This is a genomic window from Duncaniella sp. (assembly GCF_029056165.1).
GTDB lineage: Bacteria > Bacteroidota > Bacteroidia > Bacteroidales > Muribaculaceae > Duncaniella.
On sequence record NZ_JAIDBW010000024.1, the window covers coordinates 1 to 13165 of the forward strand.

The 13165-nt window shown below is 51.8% G+C and carries 11 protein-coding genes; 3 read left to right on the top strand and 8 right to left on the bottom strand.

Going from position 1 to position 13165, the window contains the following annotated elements:
- The first annotated feature begins 77 nt into the window (after nt 1-77).
- Together ilvA and K2G41_RS05305 are read left to right on the top strand one after the other, a co-directional pair.
- Nucleotides 78-1286 carry a threonine ammonia-lyase gene (ilvA, locus tag K2G41_RS05300; RefSeq protein WP_300115860.1) on the top strand — a complete coding sequence of 403 codons (1209 nt, stop codon included), beginning with the start codon at nt 78-80 and terminating at the stop codon, nt 1284-1286.
- Between the two features lie 31 nt (nt 1287-1317).
- Nucleotides 1318-1848, top strand: coding sequence for an SPOR domain-containing protein (locus K2G41_RS05305; protein WP_300115866.1), 531 nt, complete (start codon nt 1318-1320; stop codon nt 1846-1848).
- Between the two features lie 124 nt (nt 1849-1972).
- Here the strand turns inward: K2G41_RS05305 and K2G41_RS05310 are convergent, their stop codons facing one another.
- From K2G41_RS05310 to K2G41_RS05330, 5 genes are all read right to left on the bottom strand, one after another.
- Nucleotides 1973-2242 carry a hypothetical protein gene (locus K2G41_RS05310; protein WP_300115868.1) on the bottom strand — a complete coding sequence of 90 codons (270 nt, stop codon included), beginning with the start codon at nt 2240-2242 and terminating at the stop codon, nt 1973-1975.
- A 143-nt stretch (nt 2243-2385) separates the two neighbouring features.
- A complete protein-coding gene (gene meaB, locus K2G41_RS05315; RefSeq protein ID WP_300115870.1) occupies nt 2386-3477 on the bottom strand; it encodes a methylmalonyl Co-A mutase-associated GTPase MeaB in 1092 nt (363 codons plus the stop codon).
- Nucleotides 3478-3637: 160 nt separating this feature from the next.
- Entirely contained in the window at nt 3638-4720 is a 1083-nt protein-coding gene (locus K2G41_RS05320; protein ID WP_300115882.1) for a DUF1573 domain-containing protein, read from the bottom strand.
- Between the two features lie 97 nt (nt 4721-4817).
- On the bottom strand, nt 4818-5198 hold the full coding sequence (locus K2G41_RS05325) for a DUF1573 domain-containing protein (RefSeq protein WP_300115888.1): 381 nt from the start codon (nt 5196-5198) through the stop codon (nt 4818-4820).
- Between the two features lie 428 nt (nt 5199-5626).
- On the bottom strand, nt 5627-7906 hold the full coding sequence (locus tag K2G41_RS05330; protein WP_300115891.1) for an NADP-dependent malic enzyme: 2280 nt from the start codon (nt 7904-7906) through the stop codon (nt 5627-5629).
- A gap of 404 nt (nt 7907-8310) precedes the next feature.
- Between K2G41_RS05330 and K2G41_RS05335 the strand changes: the two genes are divergently transcribed.
- On the top strand, nt 8311-8982 hold the full coding sequence (locus K2G41_RS05335) for a cytidylate kinase-like family protein (protein ID WP_300115893.1): 672 nt from the start codon (nt 8311-8313) through the stop codon (nt 8980-8982).
- Nucleotides 8983-9171: 189 nt separating this feature from the next.
- Here K2G41_RS05335 and K2G41_RS05340 read toward each other — a convergent pair whose 3' ends face one another.
- The 3 genes from K2G41_RS05340 to K2G41_RS05350 all read right to left on the bottom strand — a co-directional run bounded on the left by K2G41_RS05340 (nt 9172) and on the right by K2G41_RS05350 (nt 13139).
- Nucleotides 9172-9801, bottom strand: coding sequence for a DUF3256 family protein (locus K2G41_RS05340; RefSeq protein WP_300115905.1), 630 nt, complete (start codon nt 9799-9801; stop codon nt 9172-9174).
- A gap of 109 nt (nt 9802-9910) precedes the next feature.
- Nucleotides 9911-11614, bottom strand: coding sequence for a DEAD/DEAH box helicase (locus tag K2G41_RS05345; protein WP_300115912.1), 1704 nt, complete (start codon nt 11612-11614; stop codon nt 9911-9913).
- 61 nt (nt 11615-11675) lie between these two features.
- Nucleotides 11676-13139, bottom strand: a complete 1464-nt coding sequence (locus K2G41_RS05350; RefSeq protein ID WP_300115916.1) for a peptidoglycan DD-metalloendopeptidase family protein — start codon at nt 13137-13139, stop codon at nt 11676-11678.
- Nucleotides 13140-13165: the final 26 nt, after the last annotated feature.

Below are 13165 nucleotides of genomic sequence, written 5' to 3' on the forward strand. Positions count from 1 at the left end.
GAATTTTATTTTGGTGAATAGGCGGGGATTGCTTAATTTTGCGTCAGATCCATTTAATGCAAAATCAAAGATCAGATATGGCAGAGACATTGGAAATTTCAGAAGTCTATCGCGCGGCTCAGGTGCTCCGCGACGTAGCGCGTCATCCGCGCCTCATAGGCGTCCCCAAGATCAACCCCGACGCCGAGGTCTATATAAAGCCGGAGAATCTTCAGCATACGGGCGCATTCAAACTGCGCGGTGCTTACTATAAAATCTCTCAGCTCACTCCGGAGGAGAAGGCTCATGGTGTGATAGCCTGTTCGGCAGGTAATCATGCTCAGGGTGTTGCTCTCGCCGCTACGCGCAACGGCATAAAGTCGCTCATCTGTCTCCCGGCGGGTGCGCCCATCTCGAAAATCGAGGCTACGAAGAAACTCGGTGCGGAGGTGTGTCTCGTTCCCGGTGTCTATGACGATGCCTATCAGAAAGCCGTCGAACTTCAGAAGGAGCATAACTATACTTTCATACATCCGTTCGATGATCTGAAGGTCATAGCCGGACAGGGCACGATAGCCCTCGAAATCCTTGAGGAAATGCCCGATGTCGAGGCCGTTATTGTCCCAATAGGTGGCGGAGGTCTTATCGCAGGCATAGCTTTCACCCTCAAGCAGCTTAAACCTGATGTGAAGGTCTATGGTGTGCAGGCCGAGGGTGCACCCTCGATGTTCAGATCAATCAAGGACGGAGAGCGTACGCGATTGGAAAAGGTAGCGACGATTGCCGACGGTATCGCCGTGAAAGAACCGGGAGTCAACACCTTTGATTTCTGTTCGAAGTATGTCGATGAGATCGTCACCGTCAGCGAGGACGAGATAGCGGCAGCCATCCTTGCCCTGATCGAGCAGCAGAAGCTCGTGGCCGAGGGTGCGGGAGCTGTGTCGGTTGCGGCGGCGATGTTTGACAAAGTGCCCATCAAGGGCAAAAAGACTGTCTGTGTGGTTTCCGGCGGTAATATCGACGTGACCATCCTCAACCGCGTGATCACACGTGGCCTTGTGAAGAGCGGACGTAACTGTACGCTGACGCTTGACCTCACCGATCAACCCGGACAGCTGTCAGGTGTGTGCCACGTGCTCGGAGAGAACGGTGCCAATATCATCTCCGTCACTCATGAGCGCAACTCGCATCTCACTTCCATTAACGGCTGTCTGATCCGTATTGAAGTCGAGACCCGCAACAACGAGCATATCGCCATTGTCCGCAAGGCTCTTGAAGATGCCGGTTACCATGTGGTAGGCCAGTAAGAATCCGAGAATTAAAAAAAGATTACATACTATGAAGAATATATCGACCATGCACAGTCTGCCCCTGCTGCTTGCACTCTTTGGAATGCTTGCAGTTGGGTGCAAGACCAATGAAAAGAATTATCGTGAGGCTTACGAAGTGGCCGTGGCGAAAAGCCGTGAATCGTCGGGTGTTGATTCAACCATCTATGCCCGTATTCGCAACAGTGCCCAGATGTCGGAACTGAAAGCGGGCAACGATTCCCTGCCCATGAGGACAGAGTATATAGGCTATACGGAAGATGGCGGTGCGTCACGCGAGACGGTCAAACGCTACAATGTCGTTGTCGGTCAGTTCAAGCAGGTGTTCAACGCCCGTCAGATGCGTGCGCGCCTTCAGGCTTCGGGCTATGCTGATGCATTCATCGTCCATACGCGCGAACCGCTCTACTATGTCTGCACGACGACGTGTCAGACTCCTGAGGAGGCTGCCGAGGCTTTCCGCAAAGTCAAGGACGATAAGTCGATTGTGCTTCGTGAGCCTCTGCCCTTCATCCTCCGCCCGGCTCATCTGGCCCGGTGATATATTCGAACCGATGTATCTAATAAAAAGTGACGGTATGGAGAAAGATGATCCGGATTCATCTTTTCCTCATGCCGTCACTTTTTATTGGTTAGATTTTCTCTGACTGAGTATAGGGAAACTATTATTGTTGTCCAACAGAGTCCTGTCCAATATAATTATTGATGAAATCATCCCAGAATTCTACTCCCTTGGCGATTACCTCACGTTTTTTCTCAACTGAAACATTATCATTGACTTTTCCGCCTGAAGCTATGACCTTTTTGCAAATCAGATCATACTTAGCCTGCTCGTCTGCGGTAAGAACATCAGCAATCGGTATTTCGGTCTGCTGTGAACAAGATGTTAGAACAAAAATGGTAATGGCTGAAAGTATAAACCAAATCTTTTTCATAAACGTGAGTTTTTAAATATTTTGCGTAATATTATGAAAAATATTAAGGTCATGCAAAAAAAGTAGGCTAAATACCATGATATTTAACCTACTTTAACTCTTGATGTATTCGATTTGAAAATCAGTGTTTTAAGGAATCAGCCTTAGAGCTTGTTGCCGAAATATTGGTCGAGGATATCGCGGGCGGCGATGAAGGATGACTGACGGTTGCTGAGGACGCGGGCTTCGCGTTCGGCAAGCATACGCTCGATCTCAGGATTGTTGTAGAAATTGGCACGGAGCTGCTCGTCTATAGTCTCATACATCCAGTAACGGGCCTGTTCGCTACGCTTACGCTCGAAATATCCGTTGGCATCGACAAAAGCGAAATAGCGGTCAATCATATCCCATACTTCCGGAATGCCAAGCTCGAAGTAACCCGAATAGGTGAGAACTTCCGGACTCCAGCCCGAAGCCGTCGGGGGGAAGAGGTGAAGCGCGCTGCGGAACTGCGTCTGTGCCAGCTGTGCACGCTGGATGTTATCGCCGTCGGCTTTGTTGATGACGATACCGTCGGCCATCTCCATGATGCCGCGTTTGATACCCTGAAGCTCATCGCCTGTACCTGCAAGCTGAATAAGGAGGAAGAAATCTACCATCGAATGGACGGCTGTCTCGCTTTGACCCACGCCGACCGTCTCTACGAATATATTGTTAAAACCCGCCGCTTCACAAAGCACGATGGTCTCACGCGTCTTGCGGGCCACGCCTCCGAGCGATCCTGCCGAGGGGCTGGGGCGGATGAAGGCATCGGGGTGTACTGAGAGTTTTTCCATACGGGTTTTGTCGCCGAGGATACTGCCCTTGGTACGTTCGCTCGACGGGTCAATGGCGAGTACCGCCAGTTTGCCTCCACGGCGGAGCACATGGAGACCGAACACGTCGATCGAAGTGCTCTTTCCTGCTCCGGGCACACCGGTGATGCCTATGCGGCGCGACTTACCGGAATGTGGGAGACACTTTTCGATTACTTCCTGTGCTATGGCCTGATGATCGGGCGATAGGCTCTCGACGAGCGTGACCGCACGGGCGAGTGTGGTTATGTCGCCTTTCAGTATTCCCTCGACGAGTTCGCCGGCAGAGGGGAGCACACGCCGGCGACGCGCTCGCAGATAAGGATTCACCACCGGAGGCTGGGCCACACCCTGATTGACGGTCAGGCCGCCGAACTGCTCATCGTTTTCTATATGTTCCATGGGGTTAAGACTTTGTTAATTCATAATGCATAATTCTTGCTGCATAATTCATAATTGTCAGTTGTCGGGAACTGTATTCGTTATGCGATAGAATTATATTCAGTTATTTCATTTGGATGAATTCGTATCATTTCATGTCATGTCGGGTAGGGGAGAAGGCTTACTTGACTTCTGCTACGACTCTCACCATAGTCGATGGATGATCGGGATCATTGGCAACGATATTGATACGTGCATTCAGCAGTTTTCCTCCTTCGACTTTCGATGGGTCAACCGTTACTTCGGCTTTCGTGCTTTTGCCCGGTTTTATCTCGGTGGTTTTCAGCTTTACATCCACCGCCTTGTCGGGACAGCTTATACGCCGGATCATCAGAGGACTCTTGCCCTTGTTGGTGATAGTGAGGTTTCGTTTGACCGGAGCGGCCGATGGGCTGATGCGTTCGAGATCTATGGCTGTCACATCCGTGTCGATTCTCGGTGCATTTTCACGCTGCTTTTGAGTCAGACCCGAAAAATCTTCTCCGATTATTGCTACGGTTTCGACCGTGATCTTTTCGGGATAGGAAGCGGAGGGTGACACGGTCATTGAGTCTGTAACGACTCCCCAACTGTCAATCTCGCTTGCATTGAGGACGGTTGAGATTACAAATCCGTCGCCGGGAGGCACTACGGCCGGCTCGACAAGGACTTTTATGTAGGGTGGGAGATCGGCTACTACGGGGCGGAGGGTGTCGGACGATGCGTTGTAACCTTCGAGGAATTGTGCGCCTGTATGACCTTTCAGAACCTCACCGTAAGGGATGATTTTCGAGCGGAGTTTCATCGGACCGAGCGTCACGGGGAAACGCGATTTCAATGTGTTGGACGTCCCGATCACCGTTCCCTGAATAGTGAGCGACGTGCGGGTGGGTTTGCCGTCCAGATCTACGTTGACATACTTCATGAATCGGCCGGGTCGTCCTGTCGGATCGAAGCCGACGCGCACTGTGGCTGTATCGCCGGGAGCAATCGGTTCGCGTGAATATTCCGGCCGTGTGCATCCGCAGTTGGCACGGGCATTGAGTATGACTATCGGCTCATCGCCGGTGTTGACGAGACGGAAATCACAAAACACCTTTCCGATACTTTCATCGAAAGCACCGAAATCGTGTTTCTGTTCGAGCCATACGGCTCTGCCCTCTGCCGACGCACTGAAGGCCGTGAGACCGAGAGCTATAACTGAAAATATGGATGAAAATCGCATTCTGTCGTTTCAAAAATGGGAGGTGTAGCGGTAGGACGTGGAGGCAGTTATGTGTCTTGATTTTGACATATCGCCCCCGGTCTATCACACCTATCGATTAGGGAATGATGACACCGTTGAATGTCAGGGTTTTGCGACCCGAACCGGCATTGGTCTTTACTTTTACAGAACGATTGAACTCACCTTTGCGTCCTTTGGGCTGAAATATGACTTTTATGTCGCCTTTCGCTCCCGGAGCTATAGGAGCTTTTGGAAAATCAGGTTTGGTGCAGCCACAGCCACCGTTGGTCACGGTGATGATTGTCAGAGGTTCGTCACCGGTGTTGGTGAAACTATAGACGGCTGTCACCTTTCCGCCGTTCTCCTTTATGGTTCCGAAATCATGTGAGGTCGAATCAAATGTAATCTGCGGCTTGCCTTTCGCAGCTACTGTCAGGCCAACGATGGCCATGAGCAGGATCGTAAATATCTTTTTCATATTAATCGAAGTGTTGAAGAAACAAAAGAGAATTGTTAACAAAGTGATGATACAAAATTAACTAAAAAAGAGGATATACAGTTCAATAGGATGTTAAGAGTTTCTTAATTCAATTGAATTGTGTCAAAGAACCCTCGCTAAACAGGCTTGGGAGAACCGTATGCGTGGCACTGGAAGTCTTACCTATCCTTTTCCTATCGGTAATGTTACGGAGACGGATAAATAGTTCTTGGATCAAGGTCGATTACTGCTTTTATAAAACATCTACAAACTTATGAAAAATTTGGAACTATCGGGGTGGATCGGAGGATTTTTTTGTGAGGGGAGTGTAAAAATACCTTGCCCGGTGATGTAGATCGGGTGATTATTCCCGCTCCGCTTCACCGGGCAAGGCTGTAGGATGTCCTGCTGTCTGTCAGGATTATTTTTTATTTATTCATCGCCTCCATTGTTGCGGCGTCGAGGCCGGCTACACCGATGAGGTTGATGATGTCGCGGACATCGGCATCGACATTGATGAAGTGGACAGGTTTCTTGAGTCCCATCTGTACCGGACCGATCGACTCGCCGACACCCATCTCAAGCATGATGCGGTAAGCCGCATTGGCTGCACTGAGGTTGGGGAACACGAGGGTGTTGACTTCCTTGCCGTAGAGACGGGTGAAAGGATAGACTTTGTCGCGGACGGGCTTGTTGAGGGCATAGTTGACCTGCATCTCGCCATCGACAATCATTTCGGGGTGATCTTTGTGCAGACGGCTGACAACGTTGTGGACCATCGTAGGCTCTTTCTCGGAGCTTGAACCGAAGTTGGAGTAGGAGACGAGAGCCATGACAGGATCGTGGGCGAAGAATTTCACTCCGTCGTGAGCAAGACGTGTGATGTCCATGAGGGTTTCCTCATCCACGGTGTCGTTGACCATCGTGTCAGCGAGGAAGAATGTGCCCTTGGTGGTTTCGAGCACGTGCATTGAGGCGAAATTCTTGAATCCGTCGCGTGTGCCGATAACTTCGCGGGCAATATTGGCCACGTCGTTGTTGGCTGCGCGTGTGCCGGCAATGAAAGCGTCCGCGTCGCCGGTCTCCACCATCATCATGCCGAAGTAGTTGCGGTCAAACATCTTGTCGAGCGCGCTTTCGAAGTTCTCGCCCTGACGCTGACGCTTGGTCGAAAGCATGGCTGCATAGCGTTCGCGGCGCGGAGCTTCGCGGTCGTGGCGGAGATTGACGATCTCGATACCCTCGATGTTGAGTCCGAGACGCTGGGCACGCTTCTCGATCATCTCTTCGTTGCCGAGCAGGATGGGTATGCAGAGTCCGTCGGCAGCAGCGATGGCGGCGGCACGGAGCATATTGTCGGTGTTGGCTTCGCCGAACACAACACGCTTCGGGTTGGTGCGGGCAGCCTCGTTGATGCGGCGTGTAAACTTGCGGTCATTGCCCTTGAGCTGACGGAGTTTCTCATCGTATGCGTCCCAGTCAGTGATGGGGCGGCGTGCGACACCACTGTCCATCGCGCCACGGGCCACAGCGGGCGATACCGACGTGAGGAGGCGGGGATCGAAGGGAGTGGGGATGATGTATTCACGTCCGAATTTGATATCCGAACGGTTGTAGGCTGCACTTACGACCGGGGGAACAGGCTTCTTGGCGAGGTCGGCGATAGCGTGGACAGCATATATCTTCATTGTCTCGTTGATCTCCGATGCTCCGCAGTCAAGCGCGCCACGGAAGATGTAGGGGAAGCCGAGCACATTGTTGATCTGGTTGGGATAGTCAGAGCGGCCTGTGCCCATGATGATGTCGGGACGGGCAGCGATGGCTTTCTCATAAGCGATTTCGGGATCAGGGTTGGCGAGGGCAAACACGATGGGTTTCGGTGCCATGCTCTTGACCATCTCAGGGGTAACCACATCCTTGACCGAGAGACCGAGGAACACATCGGCATCCTTCATGGCCTCGGCGAGAGTGGTGATGGGGCGCGAGGTGGCAAACTGTGCTTTCTGCGGGTTGAGGTCGGTACGGCTGGTGGAGATGACACCCTTACTGTCACACATCACCACGTTTTCCTTCTTCACGCCGAGGGCGCAGTAGAGTTTGGTACATGACACGGCTGCAGCACCCGCACCATTGACCACGAGACGCACATCCTCGATCTTTTTTCCTTGGATCTCGATGGCGTTGAGGAGGGCTGCGGCTGAGATGATGGCGGTTCCGTGCTGGTCGTCGTGCATCACGGGGATGTTCATTTCAGCTTTCAGGCGTTCCTCGATCTTGAAGCATTCGGGTGCCTTGATGTCCTCAAGGTTGATGCCGCCGAATGTCGGGCCGAGGGCCTTGACAATCTCGATGAACTTGTCGGGGTCAGTCTCATCTACTTCGATATCGAAACAGTCGAGACCGGCGAATATCTTGAACAGGAGACCCTTACCCTCCATTACAGGCTTGCCGGCAAGAGCTCCGATGTTACCGAGACCAAGCACGGCTGTGCCGTTGGAGATCACGGCCACAAGATTTCCCTTGTCGGTGTATTTATATACATCGTCAGGATTATCCTTGATTTCAAGACAGGGATAGGCTACGCCGGGCGAATAGGCCAGAGCGAGATCAGCCTGAGTTGCGTAGGGCTTGGTGGGAATTACTTCGATTTTTCCGGGACGCGGATAACGGTGGTAGTCCAGCGCCATTTCTTTTGTTACTTTTGCCATATCTGTTTGGAGCGTATTTGTTATTTCGATTGCGAGGCCATCGTTACCGTAGAAACAGGGTAGGGTAAGCCTCAACAAAATTTCATAATTTTCCTATTTATGTCACTGACGTGCATCTCTGATGCGATGTCTGTAAGATAGATTACAGATTATAATATGCGTAATTATCAAGCGCAAAGTTAACAAAAATCCATTAGACTAAGGGTTAAACTTTCAAAATTTTACTTATGAAACTTGTCGGTGTCATGTGGCAATTCCGGGAAATGATAAAAGTTTAACGTCCGAAATTGGCGAAGAATTAAAATTTTCACTACATTTACACCGTGAAAGTGTGATCCCGGCGTTCATCTTTCCTCCAAATTATATTCCTATCATAAGAGTAATACATTGAACTATAGTCACCAATGAAAAACGACGATAACCCGACATCCACCGTTCACGGTGAACGTCCCCCCTTCGTGATCACCGTCGGACGCCAGTTCGGCAGCGGCGGCCGTGTGCTTGCAAAGGCTCTGGCCGAGTCGCTCGGAATTGCCTACTATGACAAGGAACTCCTCGTCGAGTCGGCCAAACATGCCGGAGTGAATCCGGATTTCTTTGAGAAAAAGGACGAGCGTTTCCCTACATTTCTTCAGGGCCTCTTCAGCTTCTCGATGGGTGTAACACCGATGTGTTACTACACCGGCGCATCATCCATAACGGACGACGGCCTTTACAAAAGTATAAGTGATTTCCTCCAGCACACCGCGCAGGAAAAGTCGTTTGTGGTCGTTGGTCGAAGTGCGGATTACATACTGCGCAATCATCCGCGCTGTTTCAATATCTTCGTCCATGCTCCCATGGAAGAGTGTGTGAAACGCATCACCGGACGCAATGATGCCATTGATGCCGTCAAGGCTGAGGCTATGGCTAAAAAGACCAATAAATGGAGGGCTGACTATTACAATTTCTTTACTGACAAGACTTGGGGCGATGCCAAAAGTTATGATCTGACACTCGATTCATCGCTGCTACCGATGGAAGCGAATGTCGAACTGGTGAAGACTTATCTGCGCCTGCGCGGATTCATCGACTAAATCCTTGGAACAGGACAGATTTTTATATGGCTGACAGCAGTCCCCTGTCGGCAGATGAGAGCCTGAAAAGTAGCTCAGTCAGAATTATTAAATCGGTTGTAGAGTCTGCACGAACGCAAGCCCTACAACCGATTGAATTTTGATACAGTTGCTTTTGTGTATTGAATTTCCGGGTGGAAGTGGAATCCGTTACTTCACAGCCTTGAATCCTTTGCCTGTCCAAGAGTAGGTAAGGGTCGGGATGAAATATTCCGACAGATCATCGTAGATCTCCTTATCGAGGAAATGGGAGAGATTGTTGGTAAGGGTGAGCGTGGATGTGGTGGGATCTATCCTGTAGGATGCCAGCATGAAGGGAACTTGCATGTCGATGTCCATCTCGTGCTGTTTTCCGCTGTCCGTAAGCCAGCCCTTGAGATCTGGTTTGGTGAAATATTGCTCTGTGGGGAGTGGATTCCAGTTCGTATCGAAAAACTTTATAGTTGAGTCGAGTCCGGGAGTTGCCACAGTGCTGATGACAGCCACTACGTCACCATTGCTCCCTTTGAGATCCACGATCTGCATCGCCGATGAATCCGTCATCTTGACGGTGAGTGATTCCGGGGTCATCTCAGTGATGGAGGAACGACCGTCAAGCTGATTTTGCGACGGATTACTCATCCCGTTGCGGTAGTAGTCCACCATATCAAGACGGGTGTTGTGGTCAAGAAGTGGAAAGACGCTCTGCGGTGCCGACGTAAAGAGGTCGGCGGCCGTGGTCTGGCCGAATGCGCCGAGCGCACCGAGCATAAGGGTTAATGACAGTAGTTGCTTTTTCATTGTCTGTGGTGTTAATGCTTATGGCGATATATCCGTCCTTAATGTAAGGAGCAAACGGGACTATACAGCCTGTGTCCATACATGTAAGACTCGGATTTATCGTCATGGTTTATTTCTTGTTCTTTCGTTTTTCGGCAATCTTCGAATAATCGCGGTCTGCGTCGGCGATCTCGCTATGTATGCGCTTGCCGTAGAATTCTGATCCGGTTAGCGCGCCTACGACCTTGCGGGCATCGGACTTCTTCACATCAAAGAGTGAATAGCCGGGCAGGAGATCTATACGGCCCACATCCACACGCTTGCCGGGAATAAGTTTGTTGAGCATATCGATGAGGTTGCCGGCGAAGAAGCCGTCGCGCTTACCGACGTTGATATATACGCGCTCCATGCCGCGCTCTGCGGTGCGGCGATCCTTCTCCTTGTCGTTTTTCGGACGTTCGTGTTCGCCCTTGCGTCCCTTGCGGTCAGCTTTCGAAGGTTTGGCATCGATGAAATCGATATTCGGCGCATCCTTGTAGTAGTCGAGAAGACGGTTGAATTCGAGTGAGATGACGCGTTTGAGCAGATCCTCCTCTGAAAGCCATTCGAGTTTTCGGGAGATACCGGGCAAATAACGAGCGATCTCCTCCTCGTTGACCTTGACACGTTCGAGACGGTCTGCGAGATTGTAGAGCTGCTTTTCGATGATGTGTTCGGGTGTAGGTACGTCCTTGCGCTCGAAAGTCTTGCCGATGATGCGCTCGATCTCGCGCAGTTTGCCCTTCTCGCGCGAGTGGATGATGGCGATGGAGACACCTGACTTGCCGGCACGTCCCGTACGTCCTGAACGGTGGGTATAGACGGCGGTGTCTTCCGGCAGACCGAAGTTGATCACATGGGTGAGGTCATCGACATCAAGACCGCGGGCAGCCACGTCGGTGGCAACGAGGAGGGTGACGACGCGGTCACGGAATTTTTTCATCACGATATCGCGCTGCTGCTGCGAGAGGTCGCCGTGAAGGGCTTCGGCGTTGTAGCCGTCACGGATAAGGTTGTCGGCGATCTCCTGAGTGTCGCGGCGTGTGCGGCAGAATATGATGGCGTAGATATTAGGCGAATTATCGACGACACGTTTCAGTGCGAGATACTTGTCGCGCGCATTTACCATATAATATATGTGGCGGACGTTCTGTGCGCCCTCGTTGCGTGTGCCGACTACTATTTCCTCATAGTCCTTCATGTAGCGTTTGGCTATCTTGGCAATGTCGGCCGGCATGGTTGCCGAGAAGAGGAGCATCTTGCGTTCGGCGGGGACGTATGAGAGGATCTCTTCGAGCGAATCGAGGAAGCCCATGTTGAGCATCTCGTCGGCTTCGTCAAGCACCACGGTGTGGACGTCGTCAAGCTTCACGACTCCTCGCTTGATGAGGTCGATGAGTCGGCCCGGAGTTGCCACAATGATCTGCACGCCTTTCTTGAGCGAGCGGATCTGACTTTCGATACTTGAACCTCCATACACAGGGAGCACCTTTACGTCGGGAACGTATTTTGAGAAATCCGCAAGGTCACTGCCGATCTGGAGACAGAGTTCGCGCGTCGGCGCGAGAATAAGGGCCTGCGGTTTGTTAAGGTCAGGATTGATACGCTGGAGCACCGGCAGACCGAATGCTGCAGTCTTGCCTGTACCGGTCTGTGCGAGTGCGATGATATCGTGAGCATCACCGAGCAGACGTGGGATCACGCGTTCCTGCACGGGCATAGGGTATTCAAAACCAAGTTCCTCCACGGCCTTTCGCAGCGGTTCGCTGACGCCGAGTTCTTCAAATGTTTTCATATATCTAATTTTTATATTAATTCCACTTCTATATATAACGCTTTACCATAGCTAAGGTTTTTTATCTTACCCAAAGCAAAGGGTTGAGTTTCTGACGCTCGTTGCGTATCTCGAAGTGGAGAATGGTCCGGTTTCCGTCATCGGGATCGGAATGTATTCTGCCGATTGACTGGCCGGCGGTGACATTGTCACCCTGCTTAACATTGACATTATCCAGACCGGCATAGATAGTGATGTACTGGCCGTGGCGTATCATTACGATGGAATTGAACCCGTCTTGCTTGAATATGGCTGAGACTTTGCCTCCGAACACCGCGCGGGCTGCTGATCCGGAGGATACTTCTATGTCAATACCTGAATTTTCTGTTTCCACGTGTGGCAGGGTGGGGTGGGGCTGTCGTCCGAAACGACGGACCACCTTATATTTTCCTGTTACCGGGAAGAGTAGTCGCCCCTTGTTGGCGGCGAATGACCCGCTGAGTGCCGCTGCGTTTGTTGCGGCGGCGGTCTGAGTGTGGGCGTTGGCCGAGGCGACTTCCCTGGCGGATGGACCTGTGGCGGGACTTTCATTTCCGGAGTTGGATTTGCCCGTGACCGAGGTGGATTTTCCTGTGGTTGCCGTCTGTCGGCTGTTGCGGGCCGATTCTTTTTCGGCTTTTCGTCGGGCGGCTTCCTCCTCGCGGGCTATGCGTGCCTGTTCGGCAGCTATGAGCCGGTCGAGTTCACGGTCAAGTGCAGCTGCTTTTTTCTTCTGCTCGTCGAGTGAACGGCGCAGGGCAGTGTCCTCTTTGCGGAGTTGCGTGACCATCTGGGCTGACTGCTCCTGTTCGCGTGCCAGTGTCTGGCGGTTCTCCTCGGCCCGACGATAAGCCTTGTCCTGACTGTGACGGAGAGCCGTGAGATGGGAACGACGTTCGGCAATGCGGTCGATGGCGTCCTCCACCTGTCGGGCCTTGCGTTCGCGCCAAGCCGAGAACTGACGCAGATAGCGGATGCGGCTGTAAGCCTCCGCAAAGGTTTCAGCCGAGAAGATGAATGAGAGATCGCTTGCCGCACCTGCGTGTGGCTGAAGTCCTTTCATAGCTTTGAAATAGGCCAGACGCATCTGTTCGAGTTCGGTTTCGAGAATCTTTATGGAGTCGGCGGTGACGTTTATGGCTGATCCGATGGAGTCTATGTGGCGGCGCAATCCTTCGGCCTCCTCCCGCCGGGCTTCGATGTCGGCGTTGAGCGAGTTGAGCCGGTTGAGCTGTCGGTTAAGCTCCTTGGCATTGGACTGCAGGCGGGTACTGGTCTCTGAAATCTGACGCTCGGTGGAGCTTTTATCCTTCTTCACACTCTCTAATGTCCGCGCAGGTGTTTTGGTTGAGTTTGTGCGCTTCGTGGTCTGCTTTGTTGTGCGTTGGGGCGAAGCCGTATTTTTTCTGCGGGTCTGTGCGTCGGCATCGGACGGCGAGACCGCAATGATTATGGCCGTCAGGATGGCGGCTATACAGCGGATTCGGAATCCAAGGCACTTTGACATATTTTCGGGTATGAAATGTGGATTAA